This window comes from Streptomyces sp. CA-251247 (genome assembly GCF_050952975.1).
Lineage (GTDB): Bacteria > Actinomycetota > Actinomycetes > Streptomycetales > Streptomycetaceae > Streptomyces > Streptomyces achmelvichensis.
In genome coordinates, this window is sequence record NZ_CP191861.1 from 3097797 (window position 1) to 3119258 (window position 21462).

Consider the following 21462-nt stretch of genomic DNA (forward strand, 5'->3'; position numbering starts at 1 on the left):
GGGGCCGAACTCCCCCAGAAATCAGCCCAGTTCCTTGCGGTCGCCCCCGTCGCCCTTCTTCAGCCGGCCGCTCTCGCCGCCCTGCTCCAGGCGCTCCCGCTCCGCCGCGCGTTCCGCCTTGAGCCGCTGCTTCTCTGCCTTGCGGAGCTTGCGCTCGACGCCCACGCCGCCCATCAGCGCGAAGCCGGTGATCCGTACGCGCGGTGCCGTCGGGTCGGGCTCCGACTCGCCGTCGCCCTCCTCGCCGAAGCCGCCCATGAAGCCGATGCCGTTGACCTCGACGTTCAGGTCGGGCGGTACGACGATGTGGACCCCGCCCATGATGGCGAAGCAGCGGATCACGGCCTCCCGGTCCTCGAACCGCGCCTCGCGCAGGTCGAGTTCGCCGCCACCCATCATCGTGAAGCTGGTGAACAGCCGCGGGACCGTCCAGGTGCCCTTGCGGCTGAAACCGCCCCAGAACGCGAACGCACCCTTGGAGGTGCCCGGCCCGCCGATGCGGTCGGCCCACCGTCCGGAGCCTGCCGCCACCACGGGGGCCGCCGCCGCGGCGCCCGTCAGCGGGAGGTCGCTGACCAGGGGCACCAACTCACCGTGCGTACGGGCCTTGTAGGCGGCGTCGAGGCGTTCCTCGAACTCCTCCATGTCCAGCCGCCCCTCCGCCACCGCGTCTCGGAGCCGTTCGGCAATCCGTTCGCGCTCGGCGTCGGAGGCGCGCATCTCAGGGAGTTCGCTCATGCGGGCAGAATATCCAGCGCGGGGCCCGGCTCCCAGCGGTGGGGCTACAAGCCCGGGCGCTCGGCATACATTTTGGCGATCACGGCCTCGATGTCCGGCTCGCGGACCGACAGATCGACCACGGGGTACTTGTCGGCGAGCGCGGCCACCAGGGGCGCGGCCGACTGGGACGCGGGGAACGCGAGCCACTGGCGGGGTCCCTCGACCTTGACCGTACGCGCCGATTCCAGCACCACCGGCGGCAGTTCGCGCTCCAGGTCGACCACCAGCGTCCGCTCGCTCTCGCCGATCTCGTGCAGCCCGGCGAGCGCTCCGTCGTACATCAGCCGGCCGTGGTCGATGACCATCACGCGCTTGCACAGCTGCTCGATGTCGGTCAGATCGTGGGTGGTCAGCAGGACGGTGGTGCCGCGTTCGGCGTTCAGGTCGAGCAGGAACTCACGGACCTTCGCCTTGGAGATCACGTCGAGTCCGATGGTCGGCTCGTCGAGGTAGAGCACCTCGGGATCGTGCAGCAGAGCGGCCGCGATGTCGCCGCGCATACGTTGTCCGAGGGAGAGCTGGCGTACGGGCACGTCCAGAAGGTCGGCCAGATCGAGGAGTTCGACGCAGCGGTCGAGATTGTCGCGAAAGCGCCGGTCGGGTACGCGGTACATCCGGTGCACGAGCCGGTACGAGTCCTTCAGCGGAAGGTCCCACCACAGGGTGGTGCGCTGGCCGAAGACGACGCCGATCCGCTGGGCGAGCCGGGTGCGCTCGCGGGAGGGGTCGATACCGGCGACCCGCAGCCGTCCGGCGCTGGGGGTGAGGATGCCGGTGAGCATCTTGATGGTGGTGGACTTCCCGGCGCCGTTGGGCCCGATGTAGCCGACCATCTCGCCGCGCGGCACCCGGAAGCTGATCCCGTCGACGGCCCGCACCTGGTGCTTCTCGCGGCGCAGCCGGCCGGCCTTGCGGCGTACGTCGAAGACCTTCTCGATGCCGTCGAGTTCGATGAAGGCGGCGGTCTCGGCGGTCCTCGTCGTCGCCGCACGGCCCGTACTCCCCGTGGCCCGCGTGCTCTTGGTGCTCTCCGTGCTCTCCGTGCTCTCCACAGTTCAGCTCCCTGTGCTCCGGTACGAACGGAGCCCGACCCGCCACGCGAACCCCGCCAGCCGGCAGCACACGGCGGCGACCACCGGCGGCAGGAAGGCGAGCCAGTGGGGCAGGTCGAGCGGATAGGGCCGCCCCAGCACGTACAGCGCGGGCAGCCAGTTGACGAAGGCGAGGGGCACCACAAAGGTCACCCCGCGCACCAGGTCCTGGGCGAAGAGCGTCGGCGGATACTGCAGAAGGGTGTTGCCGCCGTACGTGAACGAGTTCTGCACCTCGGACGCGTCCTGCGCCCAGAACTGGAAGGCGCCCCCGGCCACGAAGACCGAGGAGAAAATGGCCGCTCCGCTGAGCAGCATCATCGGCACCATCAGAACCCGCAGGGGCGTCCAGTCGACGTCCACGGTCAGCAGTCCGTAGCCGAGGACCAGCAGCCCCTGGGTGATCCGGCCGAGGCGGCGCAGTGCGAACCGGTCGGCCGCGACCTGGGCGAGCACCGGCGCGGGGCGTACCAGGAGGACGTCGAGTGTGCCGTCGCGCACCCGGCGGCCGAGGCGGTCCATCGAGCCCATGACGAGGTCGGCGATACCGAAGGCGGTGCCGGTCGCCCCGTACAGGAGGGCGATCTCACCCAGGGAGTAGCCGCCCAGCGCGTCGACGTGCGAGAACATCAGCAGGATCGCGACGAAGTCGAAGGCGGTGGCCGCGAGGTTCCCGAAGGCCGTCAGCAGGAAGGACGTGCGGTAGGTCATCGTGGAGCGGATCCACATCGCGGCGATCATGCGGTAGGTCCGCAGACCGGCGGTGAGCGTCTCAACCACCTTGGACCACCACCCTGCGGGTCGCGACGGACTGGAGGGCGCGCCCGGCGCCGAGCAGCGCCACGGCCCAGCCGCACTGGAAGGCGTAAGCGCCCAGCAGTCCCCAGCCGGTGTGCTTGCCGAGGAAGACGTCGGCGGGAACCTGGAGCAGCGAGGACCAGGGCAGGGCCCGGGCGATGTCGCCGAGGGTGCCGGGGAAGAGGTTGAGCGGCAGCAGCATCCCGGAGAAGAACAGGCCCGCGAGCCAGCAGATCTGGATCACACCGCCGCCGTCCATCAGCCAGAACGCGGAGAGGGCGACCAGGAAGCGCAGGGCGAAGCTCACGACCACGCCGAGCGTCACCGAGACGAGGAAGGCGATCCAGGTCAGCGGGGAGCCCGGCAGCGCCAGGTCGAAGGCGAGCGCGCCGAGGATCATGGGGACGATGCCGCGGCCCATCAGATGGAAGGCGGCCCGGCCCAGGTCGCCCGCGAGCCACCACAGTTGGAGGTCGGCGGGCCGGTAGAGGTCGATCGCGATGTCGCCGGTGCGGATGCGTTCGATCATCTCGTCCTCGAAGCCGCCGCCCATCATGGCGCAGGTCATCAGCAGCGCCTGGCCGAGCCACACAAAGGTCAGCGCCTGCGAGACGTCGTATCCGCCGAGGTGGGGGCGCTGGTCCCACAGAGCGATATAGGTGTACGCCATGATGAAGCCGAAGACGGTGTTGGTGAACACTCCTGCCGCCGTCGCCACCCGGTACGTCGCATAGCGCCGGAACCCACCGACGGCAACGACCGCATACAGCCGCACGTCTCCCCCTCCGCCCGGTGACGCCAGACAAAAGCGGCGACACCAAAGCGCCCGACCCTAGCCGGGCCCCGAGACCCGCCGCGAGCCCTTTTCCGGGCGCGGGGTCCGAAAACCGTCCCCCGGAGAGATGCAGCGTTCTGTCGGTTCCGAGGGATATGCATGCGAAAAGGGCAGTATGGCCGTATGAGTGTGGAGCCGCAGCACGGCTGGAACCCCAGGGACGCGACCGCCGTCGGGCCGCCGCCCCTCCCGGAGAAGAACCATCGCAGGCGGACGGGCTTCCGCCGGCTCCTCCCCACCTGGCGGATGCTGCTCGGCGGAATCCTCCTCGTCGCCCTGCTGCTGATCGGCGGCTTCCTCGCCGGCTATCTGCTCGTCGACATCCCGCCCGCCAACGCCGCGGCCACCTCCCAGTCCAATGTCTACCTCTACGAGGACGGCAGCCAGATCGCCCGCGACGGCGAGGTCAACCGCGAGAACGTGAAACTCGCGCAGGTCCCGCTGACGGTCCAGCGGGCCGTACTGGCCGCCGAGGACCGGGACTTCTACTCCGAGCGCGCCGTCGACCCGAAGGCCATGGTCCGCGCCGCCTGGAACACCGTCACCGGCAAGGGCCGGCAGTCCGGCTCCACGATCACCCAGCAGTACGTCAAGAACTACTACCTGGGCCAGGAGCAGACGGTCTCGCGGAAGTGGAAGGAGTTCTTCATCGCGATCAAGCTCGGCCGCGAGCAGAGCAAGAGCGAGATCCTCGAGGGCTACCTCAACACCAGCTACTTCGGGCGCAACGCGTACGGCATCCAGGCCGCGGCCCAGGCCTACTACGACAGGGACATCGAGGAGATCGACACCGCCCGCGGCGCCTATCTCGCCTCGCTGCTCAACGCCCCGAGCGCCTACGACGTCGCCACCCACCCCGAGAACCGGGCCGCCGCGCTCGGCCGCTGGAACTACACGCTCGACGGCATGGTCAAGAAGAGGTGGCTGAGCCCGGCCGACCGCGCCGCGCTCACCTTCCCCGTCCCCGAGCGGGCCAAGCCCGCGACCGGTCTGTCCGGGCAGCGCGGCTACATCGTCCAGGCCGTCGAGGACTACCTCACCGGCAACGACATCATCGACGAGAAGACGCTGGCCGTCGGCGGCTACCGGATCACCACCACACTGGAGCGCGCCAAGCAGACCGCCCTCACCGAGGCGGTCGACGACCAGGTGACGTCCAAGCTGAGCGACACCCGCAAGGCCGACCGCAACGTCCGCGTCGGCGGCGCGTCCATCGACCCCGCCTCAGGCAAGGTCGTCGCCCTGTACGGCGGCGTCGACTACACCCGCCAGTACGTCAACAACGCCACCCGCCGCGACTACCAAGTCGGCTCCACCTTCAAGCCGTTCGTCTTCACCTCCGCCGTCGAGAACGGCTCGGTCAACCAGGACGACCGCCCCATCACGCCCAACACCGTCTACGACGGCACCGACCGGCGTACGGTCGAGGGCTGGAGCGGCAAGCCGTACGCCCCCGAGAACGAGGACGGCCACTCCTACGGCCCCATCACCGTCCGCACCGCCACCGACAAGTCGGTCAACGCGGTCTACGCGCAGATGGCCATGGACGTCGGCCCGGCCAGGGTCAAGCAGACCGCGGTCGACCTCGGTATCCCGGCGAGCACCCCGGACCTCACGGCCTCGCCGTCCATCGCCCTCGGCCCCGCGACGGCCAGCGTGCTCGACATGACGAAGGCGTACGCCACGCTCGCCAACCACGGCCGGCACGGCACCTACACCCTGGTCCAGCGGGTCACCAAGGACGGACAGCAGGTGCGGCTGCCGAAGAAGAGCGCCGGACAGGTCGTCAGCCGGGAGGCCGCCGACACGACTACCTCGATCCTGCAGAGCGTGGTCGAAGGCGGCACCGGGACGGCAGCACAGTCCGCCGGCCGCCCGGCGGCGGGCAAGACCGGGACCGCCGAGGAGGACAAGGCCGCCTGGTTCGCGGGCTACACCCCGCAACTGGCCACCGTGGTCGCGGTGATGGGCCAGGATCCCGTGACCGGCGCACAGAAACCGCTGTACGGGGCGCTGGGACTGCCGCGGATCAACGGCGGCGGGGCGCCGGCGAAGATCTGGGGCCAGTTCACCGGAACCGCCCTGGAGGGCTCCGAGATCGTGGAGTTCGACCTGGAGCTGGAGGAGGGCGCGCAGGAGGAGCTGCCGCCGTCCGAGACGGAGTCCCCGTCCGAGTCCTCACCGGCGTCGCAGTCCCCCGGGCAGACACCGTCGCCCGGGGGAAGCCCGAGCACGACGCCGGGACCGGGGATCGGCGAACCGACGGGCGCGGGTCAGACCGCGGGTGAGACAGGGGGTCAGACCGCGGGGACGCCCCCCGGCGGCGATACCCGAGGCGGCACCGGCGGCGACGAAGGCACCGCGGGACGGCCCGGCGGACAGACGGGCGGAGGCGGGACCGGCGGCGGCACCGGAGGAGCGACGACCGGCGGGGCCTCGGACAGCCGGCCCACCGGCGCCGGCGGCGACCCGGGCGGCGGCGGCGGGGGCGCGGGCAGCACCCCCAGCCGGCTCGTCCGCCCGCAGTGACCGAAACCGCCGCGGTCCACCTCGATGAGCCGAGGTCCCATCCCTCCGGTCCACCTCGATGAGCCGAGGTCGCCGTCACCCCCCCTCAGTGACCCGAGGTCGCCTCCACCGAAGCCTCAGTGACCCGAGGTCGCCTTCAGGCCGACCACCGCGACCAGCAGCAGACAGACGAAGAAGATCCGGGCGGCGGTCACCGGTTCATGGAGCACGATCATGCCGACCACGGCGGCACCCGCCGCGCCGATGCCGACCCACACCCCGTACGCCGTGCCGATGGGCAGCGTCCGGGCGGCGTGCGAGAGCAGCAGCATGCTGGCGACGATCCCGAGACCGGTGAACACGCTCGGCCACAGCCGGGTGAACCCGTCGGTGAACTTCATCCCGATCGACCAGCCGACTTCGAGCAGACCGGCGACAACAAGCAGAACCCAGGCCATGACGGCACCTCCGAGACGCGGAATTCAACGGGGTGCGTCGTCTTTGCCAGCCCGGTACGGCGCGTCTCGTCGGGGTGTCTCCACGGTAGCAAAGGGCAGACAGAAGGGCCGGTGACCTCGGTCACCGGCCCTCTCGTCGCTACGGACCCACGCGGCTCGGCAGAGCTACAGGTAGAGCCCGGTGGAGTCCTCGGAGCCCTGGAAGCGGTCGGCCGCCACGGCGTGCAGATCCCGCTCACGCATCAGCACGTACGCCACACCCCGCACCTCGACCTCGGCACGGTCCTCGGGGTCGTACAGCACCCGGTCCCCCGCCTCCACGGTCCGTACGTTCTGCCCGACCGTCACCACTTCGGCCCACGCGAGGCGCCGGCCGACCGCCGCCGTCGCCGGGATGACGATGCCACCGCTGGAACGCCGCTCGCCCTCCGGGATGTCGGTCCGCACCAGTACGCGGTCGTGCAGCATCCGGATGGGCAGCTTGTCGTGCTGCTGACTGGGCTCATGGCTGTTGGCGCTCACACCTCGAACCTACCTGCCCTGGGGGCGGTTCGTACGCCCGAGGGTCACCCGCGGCGCCGGCGCGCGGACAGGGTGAGGAGCCCCACCAGGCCCACGACCACCACGGCCACCGGAACGAGCCGCTCCAGGCGCGGTGCGCCGTCCTCGCGGACGAACTGGGCCCGCACGTCGAACACCGTACGGTTCACCGCCACGAAGGCGCGGCCCGCAGTCCGGTCCACCGTGGAGGCAACCTTCGCCTTCGCGTCGCCGATGACCGTCTTCGGGTGCACTCGCACACCGATCTCGTCCAGCGTCTCGGCAAGCTGGTCGCGCCGGCGGACGATGTCCGCCTCGATCTGCGCAGGGGTCCTCGCGTCCGACACCGCGCTGCCTCCGTCGTCGTGTCCGGTAGTCCTTCCTCGACAGTCTGTCAGCTCGGCGGCCCCCGCACCCCACGGCACCCCCATTACGCTCGACGGCGTACATCCGCACGCCTTCCGAGGAGAACCATGAGCGAGCGACTCCAGCCCGGCGACCCCGCACCCGACTTCACCCTGCCCGACGCCGACGGCAACGAGGTCTCGCTGGCGGCGCACAAGGGCCGGAAAGTGATCGTCTACTTCTACCCGGCGGCGCTCACCCCCGGCTGCACCAAGCAGGCCTGCGACTTCACCGACAATCTGGAGCTGCTGACGGGCGCTGGATACGACGTCATCGGCGTGTCGCCGGACAAGCCGGAGAAGCTCGCGAAGTTCCGCGACAAGGAGAGCCTGAAGGTCACGCTGGTGGGCGATCCGTCGAAGGAGACCCTGGAGGCCTACGGCGCCTTCGGCGAGAAGAAGCTGTACGGCAAGACCGTGACCGGGGTCATCCGCTCGACGATCGTCGTCGACGAGGAGGGCAAGGTCGAGCGGGCGCTCTACAACGTCAAGGCCACCGGCCATGTCGCAAAGATCATCAAGGATCTCGGCATCTGAGCCACCCGCACCCGTCGGCAGCTGTGTGACCGAGGTCCCCGTCACAGGGGACCTCGGTTTCAGGCGGCCCCGGTTTGCAGGCGCCACGATCGAGAAGGTGTTCTTCTGGACTTCAGCACCCAGGAGAGGAACCCGTTCATGGCGGCCACCGGCCCGGAGACACCGGTCGATCCCCAGGCGGTCAGACGCCACCGGATACTTTTCCGCACCATCGCCAAGCGGAAGAACCCCAAGCTCAGGCGTACGGACATCACCGTCACCGACGAGGCGGCGGTCAAGCGGGCCACGAAGGCGGCATCGCTCGGTAACGCCATGGAGTGGTTCGACTTCGGGATCTACAGCTATCTGGCAGTGACCCTGGGGCATGTCTTCTTCCCCTCCGAGAACGACACCGCGCAGCTGCTCTCCTCCTTCGCGACCTTCGCCGTCGCCTTCCTCGTCCGGCCGCTGGGCGGCATGTTCTTCGGCCCGATGGGCGACCGGATCGGCCGCAAGAAGGTCCTCGCGCTGACGATGATCCTCATGGCGATCGGCACGCTCGCGATCGGCCTGATCCCCTCGTACGCATCGATCGGCTTCTGGGCCCCGGTCCTGCTGATCTTCTTCCGCCTGGTCCAGGGCTTCTCCACCGGCGGTGAGTACGGCGGCGCCTCCACCTTCATCGCGGAGTACGCGCCCGACAAGCGCCGGGGGTACTTCGGCAGCTTCCTGGAGTTCGGCACGCTCGCGGGCTACGTCGGCGCGGCCGGCCTGGTGACCCTTCTGACGGCGTGGCTCGGCTCCGACACCATGGAGGCCTGGGGCTGGCGCCTGCCGTTCCTGGTGGCGGGCCCGCTCGGCCTGGTCGGTCTGTATCTGCGGCTGAAGCTGGACGAGACGCCGGCGTTCAAGAAGCTGGAGGACGAGAGCGCGCACGCGTCGGAGGCCGCCGACACGATCGAGACGTCGACGAAGGACGACCTTGCCAAGATCTTCCGGGTGTACTGGCCGACGCTGATCCTGTGCATCGCCCTGGTCGGCGCGTACAACGTCACGGACTACATGCTGCTGTCGTACATGCCGACGTATCTGTCGGACGAACTCGGCTACAGCGAGACCCACGGTCTGCTGATCCTGCTGGGCGTCATGGTCCTGCTGATGCTGATGATCAACCAGGTGGGCAAGCTGAGCGACCGCTTCGGCCGGAAGCCACTGCTGATGGCGGGCATGCTCGGCTTCCTCGTCCTCTCACTTCCCGCGTTCCTGCTGATCGGCCAGGGCAGCATCCCGGCGATCGTCGCGGGCATGCTGATGCTGGGACTGTCGCTGCTCTGCCTGCTCGGCACGATGTCCGCGGCCCTCCCCGCGCTGTTCCCCACACCGGTCCGCTACGGCTCCCTGTCCGTCGGCTACAACCTGTCGGCGTCGCTCTTCGGCGGGACGACCCCGCTGGTGATCACGGCGCTGATCAGTGTCACGGGCAGCAATCTGATGCCGGCGTACTACGCGATGGCGGCGGCGCTGGTGGGTGTGATCGCGGTGGCGTGCATGAAGGAGACGGCCCAGAAGCCACTGGACGGCTCGCCTCCGGCGGTGGGCACGAAGGAGGAGGCGGCGGAACTGGTCCACGCGCAGGTGGCGGAGCCGAAATTCTGACCTGCTGACGGGGCCGACGTGGCTGGGGAAGGGCCCGCACCGGACGACGCGGTGCGGGCCCTTCTGCGTGCGCGTCTCTCTTCCGCTCTGTGTGTCCGTCTCTCTTGCGCGATCGGGTGTGACTCCCCGACGGATGGTTCGTTGGTCAGTGCGAGGGGCGAACGGACAGCCGGATCGGGGAGGGGCAATGGCAGCGAGGTATACGCGGGAACTGCTCGCGGAGGCGGTCGCCGCGACACACGGTTGGGCATCGCTGATGCGGCACCTGGGGCTCAAGGAGAGCGGCGGTCAGCGGCGGGTCCTTCAGGAGAAGGTCGCGGAACTGGGCCTGGACACCAGCCACTTCAGCCGGCGCATCCCCTGGCGCAAGTACCCGGACGAAGTCATAGCCGCTGCTGTGGCGTCGTCGGGCACGCTGCGTGAGGTGGTGTGCAAGCTCGGCATGACTCCTGCCCCCGGCGCGATGACGCACATCGGACGGCGAATCGATGCCTCCGGGATCGACATCCGTCACTTCAAGGGCGTGGGCCGCCGGCCGGTGGACCTGCCCTGCACGTTCGATGAACTGGCCGCTGCGGCCCACGGCAGCGGGAGCATCCGCGACCTGATCCAGGAACTCGGCGTACTGGACGACCGCCGGACCCGCGCGGCCCTGCGGCGCGTGCTCAAGGAACAGGGCATCGGCACCGGTCACTTCCGCCATGCGCGCGTCGTCGTCCCGGAGAAGGCGCTGCGGGCGGCTGTGCCGAAGGCGACCGGTTATGCCGAGGTGATGCGCCTTCTGGGCCTGACCGTGAACGCCACGAACCACCGGCGGATACGGCGTACGGTCGCCCGGCTCGGGCTCGACACGTCCCACTTCGCACGGCGTCCTTGGGCCTCGGGGCGTCCGGCGGCGCCTCGCCGTGTCGCGCCGGATGTACTGCGCGTCGGTGCGGCCGGTTCCGCGCGGGTGACGAGGGAGCGGCTGCACCGGGCGCTTCAGGAGATCGGCGTCCCCTACCGGTGTGTGTCGTGCGGCAACCCGGGCGAGTGGCTCGGGCGGCCGGTCACCCTCCAGATCGATCACATCAGCGGGGACTGGCTCGACAACCGTGCCGCGAACCTCCGTTACCTCTGCCCGAACTGCCACGCCCTGACCGACACATGGTGCCGCGGCCGTGGGAAGAAACGCCCGGTCCGCGCCTGATTCCCGGTGTCCCGTGAAGCTGCTCGCCGGTTACCATGGCAGGCGGCTCGCGGCGGTGGCGCAGCTGGTTGACGCAGCAGACTTAGGATCTGTGGCCCGTGAAACGGCTTGAGGGTTCGAATCCCTTCCGCCGCACCCTGAACGGCCTGTGAATCGCGCTGATTCACAGGCCGTTTCTGTGTCCGGTCCGGTCCGGCGACAGGGCGGTCAGCCCAGCAGCTCCCGCACCACCGGAACCAGCGCCCGGAACGCCTTCCCCCGGTGGCTGATCGCGTTCTTCTCGGCCGGGGTCAGTTCCGCGCAGGTGCGCTTCTCGCCGTCCGGCTGGAGGATCGGGTCGTAGCCGAAGCCGCCCGTGCCCTGCGGGGTGTAGCGCAGCGTGCCCCGCAGTTGGCCCTCGACCACCCGCTCCGTGCCGTCGGGCAGGGCGAGTGCGGCCGCGCAGGCGAAGTGGGCGCCCCGGTGCGCGGGGGCGATGTCGGAGAGCTGGGCCAGCAGCAGGCGGAGGTTGGCGGCGTCGTCGCCGTGGGTGCCCGCCCAGCGGGCGGAGAAGATGCCGGGGGCGCCGCCGAGGACGTCGACGCAGAGTCCCGAGTCGTCGGCGACGGCCGGCAGCCCGGTGGCCCGCGCCAGCGCGTGGGCCTTGAGCAGGGCGTTCTCGGCGAAGGTGACGCCGGTTTCCCTGACGTCCGGGATGTCGGGGTACGCATCCGCGCCGACGAGGTCATGTGGCAGACCCGCGTCGGCGAGGATGGCCCTGAGTTCGGTGATCTTCCCGGCGTTGCGGGTGGCGAGGATGAGACGGGTCATGCCCCCGATTATCCGGGCGTGCAGACCTTGCCGATCTCGGCGGCAGCGTTCGTGACCGGTGTGATGTCCGGAGTGGCGTCGCCGCCCTCGATCGCCTTGCGGACGTTGCCGACCCCGGTGTTGAGGTCGTCGACGGCCTTGCTCAGGTCGGCGTTGTCCGTCTTGTCGCCGAGGCTGTCGAGTTCCCGGTCGATGTCGTCGAGTGCCTCACGTGCCTGGGTGGGATCGTCGGCGGCGGTGGAGACGGCTTTCTGGAGCTTGTCGACGCTGGTGGCGATGGCGTCGGCCGTCTCGACGCAGTCGAGAGCCTTGTCGAGTGCGCTGCAGCCGACGGTGATCGGTATGACCAGTGCGGCAGTGGCGAGTGTGAGTGCGATGCGGCGGCGCGCAAGCATGGAACGGTCCCTCCCCGGATACGGCCGGGCGCACGGTTCGGCCCGTGCGCCCGTGACTTCAACGACGCCCACGAGGGCGTTCTTGGTTGCTTCTTTACTCTGCTTTACCCAGCAGTCCGATCGAGCGCCGTGCGCTGGAGCGCGGCGAGGTCGGCGCAGCCGCCGGTGGCGAGGTCGAGCAGGGCGTTGAGCTCCTTGCGGTCGAACGGCTCGGCCTCGGCGGTGCCCTGCACCTCGACGAAGCGGCCGTCGCCGGTGCAGACGACGTTCATGTCGGTCTCGGCGCGCACGTCCTCCTCGTAGCAGAGGTCGAGGAGCGGGGCGCCGTCCACGATGCCGACGCTGACGGCGGCGACGGTGCCGGTGAGCGGCTGGCGGCCGGCCTTCACCAGCTTCTTGCCCTGGGCCCAGGTGACGGCGTCGGCGAGGGCGACGTACGCCCCGGTGATCGCCGCGGTGCGGGTGCCGCCGTCGGCCTGGAGGACGTCGCAGTCGAGGACGATGGTGTTCTCGCCGAGGGCCTTGTAGTCGATGACGGCGCGCAGCGAGCGGCCGATGAGCCGGCTGATCTCGTGGGTGCGGCCGCCGATCTTGCCGCGTACGGATTCGCGGTCGCCGCGGGTGTTGGTGGAGCGCGGGAGCATCGAGTACTCGGCGGTGACCCAGCCTTCGCCGCTGCCCTTGCGCCAGCGGGGCACGCCTTCGGTGACCGAGGCGGTGCAGAAGACCTTGGTGTCACCGAAGGAGACGAGGACGGAGCCCTCGGCGTGCTTGCTCCATCCGCGCTCGATGGTGACCGGGCGGAGCTGTTCGGGGGTGCGGCCGTCGATTCGAGACATGCCGCTGAGCCTATCGGTCGCGCGGGAGGGCCCCGTTCCGGGCGGAACGGGGCCCTCTGCGTGCGGTGCCGACCGGGGTCAGCGGGTCACATCATGTCTTCGATGTCGGCGGCGATGGGGTCGGCGTCGGTGCCGATGACGACCTGGATCGCGGTGCCCATCTTGACGACACCGTGTGCGCCGGCGGCCTTGAGCGCGACCTCGTCGACCTTGGCCGGGTCGATGACCTCGGTGCGGAGACGGGTGATGCAGCCCTCGATCTCCTCGATGTTCTCGATCCCGCCGAGCCCGGCGACGATCTTCTCAGCCTTGCTGGCCATGTCTTCTCCCTGCGTTCGAAGAGCGCCCGCACAGGCGCTCCAGCGCTGCCCCGGCCCGCCATCGGTCCGTTTTGTCACGGTAACGCACGGTTGGCCCATCTTCACGGGCGAGTAACCGTGACGTACCGAAAGATGACGATCACCGGCGCCCTGTCCCGAGACCGGGCGCCGGGGTCGTACGCAACTGGTCTACACCAGTCTTCAACACCTGCCAAATACAGCATGTTCCAGGAGGACGCCGATGAGCACCGGGAGTGCGGCAGCACCTCAGCGCAACTGGTGGAACGGACTGTTCCAGGGCCTCCAGAAGGTGGGCCGGAGCCTTCAGCTCCCGGTGGCCGTCCTGCCCGCGGCCGGTCTGCTCGTCAGCCTCGGCAATCTCTTCGGCGCCTATCTGCACGGCGACTTCTGGGTGAAGACGGCCAAGGTCCTCACCCTCGGCGGCACCGCCATCCTGGACGGCGCCTTCGGTCTGCCGCTGCTGTTCTGCATCGGTGTGGCCATCGGTTTCGCGAAGAAGGCCGACGGCTCGACGGCGCTGGCCGCGGTCGCCGGGTTCCTCGTCTACTTCGGCGTGCTGAAGGCGTTCCCCATCGACGGCTCCATCACCGAACTGCTCCCGGACGGCAAACCGCAGAACCCCGGCGTCCTCGGCGGCATCCTGATCGGTCTGCTGACCGCGGTCGTCTGGCAGCGCTACCACCGCAAGAAGCTCGTCGACTGGCTCGGCTTCTTCAACGGCCGCCGGCTCGTGCCGATCATCATGGCCTTCATCTGCTGCATCCTGGGCGTGCTGTTCGGTCTACTGTGGGAGCCCGTCGGTGACGCGCTGACCGTGTTCGCGAAACAGCTGATCGGCCTCGGCGCCTGGGGCGCCGGCATCTTCGGTGTCGCCAACCGGCTGCTGATCCCGATCGGCATGCACCAGTTCCTGAACACGTTCTTCTGGTTCCAGGCCGGTGAGTTCACCAAGCCGGACGGCACGGTGGTGCAGGGCGACCTGACGCGCTTCTTCGCCGAGGACCCGTCGGCGGGGCAGTTCATGTCGGGCTTCTTCCCGATCATGATGTTCGGTCTGCCGGCCGCGGCGCTCGCGATGACCCACTGCGCCAAGCCGGAGCACCGCAAGCGGGTGGCGGGCCTGATGTTCTCGGTCGGACTCACCTCGTTCGTCACGGGCGTGACCGAGCCGATCGAGTTCTCCTTCATGTTCGCGGCACCGCTGCTCTACGGCCTGCACGCGCTGCTGACCGGTGCGTCCATGGCGATCACCTGGGCGCTCGGGGTGCATGCGGGCTTCAGCTTCTCGGCGGGTCTGATCGACTACATCGTCAACTGGCATCTGGATACGAAGCCCTGGCTCATCCTGCCGATCGGCGCATGCTTCGCGGTGGTCTACTACGTCGTCTTCCGGGTGGTGATCACGGTCTTCAACATCCCGACACCGGGGCGTGAGCCGGAGGAGCTCCAGGAGGAGATGGAGCAGGAGACGACCAAGTAGCGGCTCCGCCGGGGCGACTGGACCCCCGGTACGAATCGCCACAGAAGGCCCCTGGACCACCCGGTCCGGGGGCCTTTGTGCTGACTTCCGGCGGTATGAACCCGGCAGAAGAAATCGCAGGTTCCTTATCTATCCTTCACGTGCTACAACAGGTCTACACCACTCAGTGGTGTAGACCACGCGGCGGTCGCCGCGTTCCCCTTGAGACGCCGTCCACCCCCGTTTTTCCATGCCCGGCGGCGCCTTGCTCTCCTGGAGGAAGTTGATGTCCACGGCTAGCGCCGCCCCCGAGGCGGACAAGAAGAAACTGGGCGCCGGCGCGATGGCTGTCATGCAGCGCATCGGCCGCAGCCTGATGCTGCCGGTCGCGGTGCTCCCCGCAGCGGCGCTCCTGGTCCGGTTCGGCCAGCCCGACATGCTGGGCAAGGAGTCCTTCCCGACCTTCATCACCAAGATCGCCGGCTATATGTCGGCCGGTGGTGGCGCCCTGCTCGACAACATGCCGCTGCTCTTCGCCGTCGGCATCGCGATCGGTTTCGCCAAGAAGTCGGACGGCTCCACGGCCCTCGCCGCCGTCGCCGGTTACCTCGTCTTCAAGAACGTGCTGGCCACGTTCACCGACCCGAACCTCGACAAGGTCGCGAAGGTCGTCGACGGCAAGATAGTCATGACCGAGGCCCCGGTGGACGCCAAGGTTCTCGGCGGCGTCGTCATGGGCATCGTTGTCGCGCTGCTCTACCAGCGCTTCTACCGCACCAAGCTGCCCGACTGGGCGGGCTTCTTCGGCGGCCGCCGACTCGTCCCGATCCTGTCCGCCTTCGCGGGTCTCGTCGTCGGCATCCTCTTCGGTCTCATCTGGCCGGTCCTCGGCACCGGTCTGCACAACTTCGGTGAGTGGCTGGTCGGTTCGGGCGCGGTCGGCGCGGGCATCTTCGGTATCGCCAACCGTGCGCTGATCCCGATCGGCATGCACCACCTGCTCAACTCCTTCCCGTGGTTCCAGGCCGGTACGTACGAGGGCAAGAGCGGCGACATCGCGCGCTTCCTCGCCGGCGACCCGAGCGCCGGACAGTTCATGACCGGCTTCTTCCCGATCATGATGTTCGCCCTCCCGGCGGCCTGCCTCGCGATCGTGCACTGTGCCCGCCCGGAGCGGCGCAAGGTCGTCGGCGGCATGATGTTCTCGCTCGCGCTCACCTCGTTCGTCACCGGTGTCACCGAGCCGATCGAGTTCACCTTCATGTTCATCGCCCCGGTGCTGTACGCCCTGCACGCGGTGCTCACCGGTGTCTCCATGGCGCTGACCTGGGCGCTCGGCATGAAGGACGGCTTCGGCTTCTCGGCCGGTGCGGTCGACTTCTTCCTGAACCTCGGCATCGCGTCCAACCCGTGGGGTCTGGCCCTGGTGGGCCTCGCCTTCGCGGCGGTCTACTACGTGGTCTTCCGCTTCGCGATCACCAAGTTCAACCTGCCGACGCCGGGCCGTGAGTCCGACGAAGAGCTGGCGGAACTCCAGAAGGCCGAGGCGAAGTAGCCCACGCGCCTGGACTCGTCCGAAACGGCGGAGCCCGTGCCCTCCAGGAGGGGGCACGGGCTCCGCCGTGTTCGCCTCAGCCCGTCACCGGCGCCGGTACGCACAGCACCGGGATCGACGACAGGTGCAGCAGCTTGTGCGGCGTCGAGCCGAGCAGCGCGCCGCGCATGGGGCTCTCGGCATACGTGCCGACCACGATCACCCGCGCCTCGTGTTTCGCGGCCGCCTCCAGCAGGGCCTGGGAGGGGTTGGAGTCGATGATCTCGACGGTGGTCGGCACACCGGCCTCGTCCGCCGCCTCCACCGCATGCGAGAGGGCCGTGCGGCCCAGTTCCCGCAGCGCGTCCCGATGAGCCCGGTACTCGTCCCCCATGTGGCCCGGCACCGCGGCGCCGTAGACCAGGACGAGGGATTCACCGAACGCCGCCGACACCTCGATCGCCACGTTCAGCGCGCGGACCGCGCCCGGCGACTCGTCGTAACCCAGGACGACACACATCTCACGACTCCTTGCCTGCGCGCACCGCGGCCGGGTCCGCCACGCCGGGCCGTTCGCGCCAGAACTCTGCGTACGTCAGGCGGCGCGCGACCATGATGATCAGGCCGACGAGCAGGATGCCGATACCGATGACGAGCGGCGGTCCGAGCCCGAACCAGGAGACTCCGCTGTAGGAGTTCGCCGGGTCGGCCATGTCACCGATCGACTCCACGAGCAGCCAGGCCAGCAGGGCGGCACCGACGAGCGGGCCCACGCCGATGAGGAAGAAGTTGCGGACGCTCTCGGTGAGGTGGCGGCGGTAGTAGACGGCGCAGGCGAGTCCGGTCAGCGCGTAGTAGAACGCGATGAGCAGCGACAGCGCCGTGAGCGAGTCGAAGAGTGCGTTCTCGCTGATCAGGTTGACGACGACGTACCAGAGGATGGCCACGAAGGCGACCGCCCAGGTGGCCACGTGCGGGGTGTGGAAACGCGGGTGGATGCGGGCGAACACGGACGGCAGCGCGTGCCTGCGGGCCATCGACAGGGCTGTGCGCGACGAGGGGATGATCGTCGTCTGCGTGGAGGCGAGGGCGGAGGTGGAGACCGCCAGCAGCACGATCCAGTCCCAGCCGCCCATGACCTCGCCGGCGAGCAGACCGAAGATGAACTCCTCCTCGCCGGCGTTCTCGGCGAGGAAGGCCGGGCCCGCGTAGGCCACGACCGCGATGCCGACGGACAGGTACGACACCAGCAGCACGATCGTCGACCAGATGCCCGCCCGGCCCGGGGCGCTGGCGGAGTCCTCGACCTCTTCGGTGAGGTTGACCGCCGACTCCCAGCCCCAGTACATGAAGACGCCCAGCAGCAGCCCGCCGGTCAGCGCGGCGCCGCCCGCGCCGAAGGGGTCGAGCCAGGACAGTTTCGGCTCGATGGAGGGCAGGGAGGCGGTGCCCGCGTAGACGCGGTAGATCGCGACGACCGCGAAGGCGAGCAGACAGACGATCTGGGCGAGGATCAGCACGTTCTGCACACGCGCCGAGGCCTCGGTGCCGATGACGCAGACAGCCGTCATCACGAGGATCAGCAGAACGGTGAGCGTTTGGCGTACGACGGCGTTGTCCGCCCAGCTGTCGAGTCCGACGGCGAGCAGTCCGAAGCCGATGGCGACGTCGGCGAGCGATCCGACGACCAGCACGCCGGTCATCATGATCGCCCAGCCGCCGATCCAGCCGGCCCACGGGCCCATGGCACGGGTGACCCAGGAGAACGTGGTGCCGCAGTCCTGGTCGACCTTGTTGAGATAGAAGAAAGCCGATGCGATCAGCAGCATCGGCACGAAGGACGCGAGGATCACGCCTGGGGCGTAGATGCCCACGAGGGCCACGACCGGGCCGATGACGGCCGCGAGCGAGTAGGCCGGGGAGGTGGAGTTGATTCCGATGACGAGCGCGTCGACGAAGCCGATCGCGTTGTGCTTCAGGTCAGCTTCCGGGCTGGGCTGCGGGCGTCTGTCCGCGACGTCATCGGCCATGTTTCCTCACAGATCAGGCGATGTGTCCGGTCATATGTGATTTTAGAGCGTAGGCCCGGGATCGACCTGTCGGCCAGATGTCGTGCACGCCGGAACGTCCACGACACGGCCTCCTGCCGGCTCCTACAGGTGGTAGACGGCCCCGGGCACCGCGATCTCGCTCGGGCCGCTGAAGACCGCGCGGGCGTCGGCCAGATTCCGCTCGCCGTCGGTCCACGGGGGAATGTGCGTCAGGACCAGCCGGCCCGCGTTCGCCCGCTGCGCGTGCGCGCCCGCCTCACGGCCGTTGAGGTGGAGGTCGGGGACGTCCTCCTTGCCGTGCGTGAAGGACGCCTCGCACAGGAACAGGTCGGCGCCGTCGGCGAGTTGGTGGAGCGGCTCGCAGACGCCGGTGTCGCCGGAGTACGTCAGCGTCTTGCCCTCGTGCTCCAGCCGGATGCCGTACGCCTCGACCGGGTGGGCCACGCGTTCGGTCCGGACGGAGAACGGTCCCAGCTCGAAGGTGCCCGGCTTGAGCGTGTGGAAGTCGAAGACCTCGCTCATGGAGGACTTCGACGGGGTGTCGGCGTAGGCGGTGGTCAGGCGCTGCTCGGTGCCTTCGGGTCCGTAGACGGGGATGGCCTCGCAGCGACCGCCTTCGTGACGGTAGTACCGGGCCACGAAGTATCCGCACATGTCGATGCAGTGGTCGGCGTGCAGATGGCTGAGGAAGATGGCATCGAGGTCGTAGAGACCGATGTGGCGCTGCAGCTCGCCGAGGGCGCCGTTGCCCATGTCGAGGAGCAGCCGGAAGCCGTCGGCCTCTACGAGGTAGCTCGAGCAGGCCGATTCCGCGGACGGGAACGACCCCGAGCAGCCGACGACGGTGAGCTTCATGGAGCTTGAACCTCCGTTGACGAGGAGGGCTGGGGGGCGGGTCGTGCGGTCTGTCGAGCGTAAGGCGCGAAAGGGCGGGTCGCTCCTCCAGAGAGGGGGGTTGTGGGGGAACTCACCTGCGCTGTCACCGGTTCGGGGGTGCGGGCGGCAGTGGCCGGGGTGGGGCGGGGCCGCTGGTGGTACCGGCCGGTGATCACAGAGCCTGGGCCGAAGGCGGGTGCGGGCACCAGTGGCCGGGGTGGGGCGGGGCCGTTGGCGGTACCGGCCGGTGATCACAGAGCCTGGGCTGAAAGCGGGGTGCGATGCCCTGTGGCCGGGTGGGCAGGTGGGCAGGTGGGTGGTAGTGGTACCGGCCGGTGATCACAGAGCCTGGGCTGACAGCGGGGCGCGGGCGGCAGTGGCCGGGGTGGGGTGGGGTGGGCGCGTGGCGCCTGGGCTGACGGCAGGGTGCGGGCCCGTCGGCGCCGTCGGGTGCGAGACCTCGGGGCAGGGGGCCGGTAGCCTTCCGGGGCATGGATACGTCTTGGTGGCTCGCAGTCGCCGCCGTCGTCGTGATCGCGCTGGTCGCCGCGGTGGCCGACGGGTACGGGCGCAGCCCGCGGCGGCCCGCCGGGCGCACCCGGCCTCCCGGGCGGCCCACCGGCCCCCGGCGCGCGACGAAGCACAAGCCGCAGCCCGGTGAGATCTGGTGGGCGGACGTTCCCTACGAGGACGGGCCCGGCTCGAAGGACCGACCCTGCCTGGTGCTGTCGGTGCGCGGCGGCACCGCCCAGGTCGCGAAGATCACCAGCAAGTACCACGACGAGCGCCCGGGCGTGATCTCCCTGCCGCCCGGCACGGTGGGTGACGCGCAGGGCCGCCCGAGCTTCCTGGAGACCGACGAGCTGCGGGCGGTCGAGGTGTGGGAGTTCCGCCGGAGGGTCGGGATCGTGGACCCGACCGTGTGGGACCAGGTCCGTCACCTGTCGGCATGACCCGCGGACCCGGGGCCAGGTCGTGTCCGCAGGGTCCGTACCGGCGTCAGGCCCAGAGCTGGCCCTGGAGCGTCTCGATGGCTTCCTCCGTCGTGGCCGCCGTGTAGACACCCGTCGACAGGTACTTCCAGCCGCCGTCCGCGACGACGAAGACGATGTCCGCCTGCTCCCCCGCCTTCACCGCCTTCTTGCCGACGCCGATCGCCGCGTGCAGTGCCGCGCCGGTGGAGACTCCCGCGAAAATGCCTTCCTGCTGGAGGAGTTCACGGGTGCGGGTGACCGCGTCCGCCGAGCCGACGGAGAAGCGGGTCGTCAGGACGGACGCGTCGTAGAGCTCGGGGACGAAGCCCTCGTCGAGGTTCCGCAGGCCGTAGACCAGGTCGTCGTAGCGCGGCTCCGCGGCGACGATGCGGATGCCCGGCACCTGCTCACGCAGATAGCGGCCGACGCCCATCAGCGTGCCGGTCGTGCCGAGGCCGGCGACGAAGTGGGTGATGGACGGCAGGTCCGCGAGGATCTCGGGACCGGTCGTCGCGTAGTGGGCGCCCGCGTTGTCGGGGTTGCCGTACTGGTAGAGCATCACCCAGGTCGGGTTCTCCTCGGCGATCCCCTTCGCCACACGGACCGCCGTGTTGGAGCCGCCCGCCGCGGGGGACGAGATGATCTCCGCGCCCCACATGGCGAGCAGCTGCCGCCGCTCCTCGCTCGTGTTCTCGGGCATCACGCAGACGATGCGGTAGCCCTTGAGCCGCGCCGCCATCGCCAGGGAGATGCCCGTGTTGCCGGACGTCGGCTCCAGGATCGTGCATCCCGGGGTGAGCCGGCCGTCCTTCTCGGCCTGCTCGATCATGTGGAGCGCGGGGCGGTCCTTGATCGAGCCGGTCGGGTTGCGGTCCTCCAGCTTGGCCCAGATCCGCACGTCGTCCGAGGGCGACAGGCGCGGGAGGCGGACCAGTGGGGTGTTGCCGACCGCGGCGAGCGGGGAGTCGTAACGCATCAGCGCATGCCCGCCTGGCGCGCGGCCATCACCTCGGCGGGACGCTGCTGCGCGGCGGCGGAGCCTCCTGCCACGGCGGGCAGGATCGTGACGCTGTCGCCGTCCGCGAGCTTGGTGGAGATGCCGTCGAGGAAGCGCACGTCCTCGTCGTTCAGGTACACGTTCACGAAACGGCGGAGCTGGTCGCCGTCGACGATGCGCTCCCTGATGCCGTTGTGCCGGGACTCGAGGTCGGCGAAGAGATCGGCGAGGGTGTCCCCGCTGCCCTCGACGGCCTTGGCGCCGTCGGTGTAGGTGCGGAGGATGGTCGGGATGCGGACCTCGATGGCCATGGCGTGGGCTCCTGTCGGGAGTGAGGCTTGGGGGCGCGCGGCTCTGCCCCCGCGCGAGGGGGTTCGGTGCTGGGTGCGCTCGGGCCGTAGGGCCGGTGGG

Annotated in this window: 23 protein-coding genes, 1 tRNA gene and 1 riboswitch; of the genes, 8 read left to right on the forward strand and 16 right to left on the reverse strand. The window is 69.5% G+C overall.

Annotation, left to right across the window (positions count from 1 at the left end):
* Positions 1–21: 21 nt before the first annotated feature.
* From ACQPWZ_RS13530 to ACQPWZ_RS13545, 4 genes are all read right to left on the reverse strand, one after another.
* On the reverse strand, positions 22–720 hold the full coding sequence (locus ACQPWZ_RS13530) for a DUF1707 SHOCT-like domain-containing protein (protein ID WP_433573815.1): 699 nt from the start codon (positions 718–720) through the stop codon (positions 22–24).
* A 62-nt stretch (positions 721–782) separates the two neighbouring features.
* A complete protein-coding gene (locus ACQPWZ_RS13535) occupies positions 783–1733 on the reverse strand; it encodes an ABC transporter ATP-binding protein (RefSeq protein ID WP_356705291.1) in 951 nt (316 codons plus the stop codon).
* Positions 1734–1835: 102 nt separating this feature from the next.
* Positions 1836–2651 (reverse strand): ABC transporter permease, encoded by an 816-nt coding sequence (locus ACQPWZ_RS13540; RefSeq protein ID WP_405569972.1) that lies wholly within the window; start codon positions 2649–2651, stop codon positions 1836–1838.
* Positions 2644–3444 (reverse strand): ABC transporter permease, encoded by an 801-nt coding sequence (locus ACQPWZ_RS13545; protein WP_433571452.1) that lies wholly within the window; start codon positions 3442–3444, stop codon positions 2644–2646. The genes ACQPWZ_RS13540 and ACQPWZ_RS13545 overlap by 8 nt, the downstream gene beginning before the upstream one ends.
* Before the next feature lie 183 nt (positions 3445–3627).
* Between ACQPWZ_RS13545 and ACQPWZ_RS13550 the strand changes: the two genes are divergently transcribed.
* Positions 3628–6033, forward strand: a complete 2406-nt coding sequence (locus ACQPWZ_RS13550) for a transglycosylase domain-containing protein (RefSeq protein WP_433571453.1) — start codon at positions 3628–3630, stop codon at positions 6031–6033.
* A 116-nt stretch (positions 6034–6149) separates the two neighbouring features.
* Here ACQPWZ_RS13550 and ACQPWZ_RS13555 read toward each other — a convergent pair whose 3' ends face one another.
* From ACQPWZ_RS13555 to ACQPWZ_RS13565, 3 genes are all read right to left on the reverse strand, one after another.
* Entirely contained in the window at positions 6150–6470 is a 321-nt protein-coding gene (locus ACQPWZ_RS13555) for a DMT family transporter (protein ID WP_313946125.1), read from the reverse strand.
* Positions 6471–6501: 31 nt separating this feature from the next.
* A riboswitch (guanidine-III (ykkC-III) riboswitch) is annotated at positions 6502–6565 on the reverse strand.
* 70 nt (positions 6566–6635) lie between these two features.
* Positions 6636–6992: a GroES family chaperonin gene (locus tag ACQPWZ_RS13560; RefSeq protein WP_433571454.1), complete on the reverse strand. Its 357-nt coding sequence runs from the start codon at positions 6990–6992 to the stop codon at positions 6636–6638.
* Between the two features lie 44 nt (positions 6993–7036).
* On the reverse strand, positions 7037–7357 hold the full coding sequence (locus ACQPWZ_RS13565) for a DUF3618 domain-containing protein (protein ID WP_313946123.1): 321 nt from the start codon (positions 7355–7357) through the stop codon (positions 7037–7039).
* A gap of 126 nt (positions 7358–7483) precedes the next feature.
* Here ACQPWZ_RS13565 and bcp point away from each other — a divergent pair, with 126 nt between their 5' ends.
* The 4 genes from bcp to ACQPWZ_RS13585 all read left to right on the forward strand — a co-directional run bounded on the left by bcp (position 7484) and on the right by ACQPWZ_RS13585 (position 10910).
* Positions 7484–7951 (forward strand): thioredoxin-dependent thiol peroxidase, encoded by a 468-nt coding sequence (gene bcp, locus ACQPWZ_RS13570; RefSeq protein ID WP_313946122.1) that lies wholly within the window; start codon positions 7484–7486, stop codon positions 7949–7951.
* 138 nt (positions 7952–8089) lie between these two features.
* Complete coding sequence (proP, locus tag ACQPWZ_RS13575) at positions 8090–9586, forward strand: glycine betaine/L-proline transporter ProP (protein WP_433571455.1); 1497 nt, start codon at positions 8090–8092, stop codon at positions 9584–9586.
* A 187-nt stretch (positions 9587–9773) separates the two neighbouring features.
* Positions 9774–10775, forward strand: coding sequence for an HNH endonuclease signature motif containing protein (locus ACQPWZ_RS13580; RefSeq protein ID WP_433571456.1), 1002 nt, complete (start codon positions 9774–9776; stop codon positions 10773–10775).
* A 49-nt stretch (positions 10776–10824) separates the two neighbouring features.
* Positions 10825–10910, forward strand: a tRNA-Leu gene (locus ACQPWZ_RS13585).
* A 72-nt stretch (positions 10911–10982) separates the two neighbouring features.
* On the opposite strand, the gene rdgB is transcribed toward ACQPWZ_RS13585, so the two are convergent.
* From rdgB to ACQPWZ_RS13605, 4 genes are all read right to left on the reverse strand, one after another.
* Positions 10983–11585 carry an RdgB/HAM1 family non-canonical purine NTP pyrophosphatase gene (gene rdgB / locus ACQPWZ_RS13590; RefSeq protein ID WP_340473289.1) on the reverse strand — a complete coding sequence of 201 codons (603 nt, stop codon included), beginning with the start codon at positions 11583–11585 and terminating at the stop codon, positions 10983–10985.
* An 8-nt stretch (positions 11586–11593) separates the two neighbouring features.
* Positions 11594–11980 (reverse strand): hypothetical protein, encoded by a 387-nt coding sequence (locus ACQPWZ_RS13595; protein WP_340473290.1) that lies wholly within the window; start codon positions 11978–11980, stop codon positions 11594–11596.
* Between the two features lie 104 nt (positions 11981–12084).
* A complete protein-coding gene (gene rph / locus ACQPWZ_RS13600; protein ID WP_340473291.1) occupies positions 12085–12819 on the reverse strand; it encodes a ribonuclease PH in 735 nt (244 codons plus the stop codon).
* Between the two features lie 86 nt (positions 12820–12905).
* Positions 12906–13238 (reverse strand): PTS glucose/sucrose transporter subunit IIB, encoded by a 333-nt coding sequence (locus ACQPWZ_RS13605; protein WP_340477862.1) that lies wholly within the window; start codon positions 13236–13238, stop codon positions 12906–12908.
* Between the two features lie 142 nt (positions 13239–13380).
* Here ACQPWZ_RS13605 and ACQPWZ_RS13610 point away from each other — a divergent pair, with 142 nt between their 5' ends.
* Both ACQPWZ_RS13610 and ACQPWZ_RS13615 read left to right on the forward strand, forming a co-directional pair.
* Entirely contained in the window at positions 13381–14640 is a 1260-nt protein-coding gene (locus ACQPWZ_RS13610; RefSeq protein WP_356705220.1) for a PTS transporter subunit EIIC, read from the forward strand.
* 265 nt (positions 14641–14905) lie between these two features.
* On the forward strand, positions 14906–16174 hold the full coding sequence (locus ACQPWZ_RS13615; RefSeq protein WP_340473293.1) for a PTS transporter subunit EIIC: 1269 nt from the start codon (positions 14906–14908) through the stop codon (positions 16172–16174).
* 76 nt (positions 16175–16250) lie between these two features.
* On the opposite strand, the gene ACQPWZ_RS13620 is transcribed toward ACQPWZ_RS13615, so the two are convergent.
* The 3 genes from ACQPWZ_RS13620 to ACQPWZ_RS13630 all read right to left on the reverse strand — a co-directional run bounded on the left by ACQPWZ_RS13620 (position 16251) and on the right by ACQPWZ_RS13630 (position 19059).
* Entirely contained in the window at positions 16251–16673 is a 423-nt protein-coding gene (locus ACQPWZ_RS13620; protein WP_340473294.1) for a universal stress protein, read from the reverse strand.
* A 1-nt stretch (position 16674) separates the two neighbouring features.
* The gene (locus ACQPWZ_RS13625; protein WP_356705221.1) at positions 16675–18183 is read right to left on the reverse strand and encodes an APC family permease; all 1509 of its coding nucleotides are present in this window, start codon (positions 18181–18183) and stop codon (positions 16675–16677) included.
* A gap of 123 nt (positions 18184–18306) precedes the next feature.
* Positions 18307–19059: an MBL fold metallo-hydrolase gene (locus ACQPWZ_RS13630; RefSeq protein WP_340473296.1), complete on the reverse strand. Its 753-nt coding sequence runs from the start codon at positions 19057–19059 to the stop codon at positions 18307–18309.
* A 512-nt stretch (positions 19060–19571) separates the two neighbouring features.
* On the opposite strand from ACQPWZ_RS13630, the gene ACQPWZ_RS13635 reads away from it, so the two are divergent.
* On the forward strand, positions 19572–20033 hold the full coding sequence (locus ACQPWZ_RS13635; RefSeq protein WP_405569983.1) for a type II toxin-antitoxin system PemK/MazF family toxin: 462 nt from the start codon (positions 19572–19574) through the stop codon (positions 20031–20033).
* A gap of 46 nt (positions 20034–20079) precedes the next feature.
* Here ACQPWZ_RS13635 and ACQPWZ_RS13640 read toward each other — a convergent pair whose 3' ends face one another.
* Positions 20080–21030, reverse strand: a complete 951-nt coding sequence (locus ACQPWZ_RS13640; protein WP_313946109.1) for a PLP-dependent cysteine synthase family protein — start codon at positions 21028–21030, stop codon at positions 20080–20082.
* Positions 21030–21362: a MoaD/ThiS family protein gene (locus tag ACQPWZ_RS13645; RefSeq protein ID WP_313946108.1), complete on the reverse strand. Its 333-nt coding sequence runs from the start codon at positions 21360–21362 to the stop codon at positions 21030–21032. Before ACQPWZ_RS13645 ends, ACQPWZ_RS13640 begins: the two co-directional genes overlap by 1 nt.
* Positions 21363–21462: the final 100 nt, after the last annotated feature.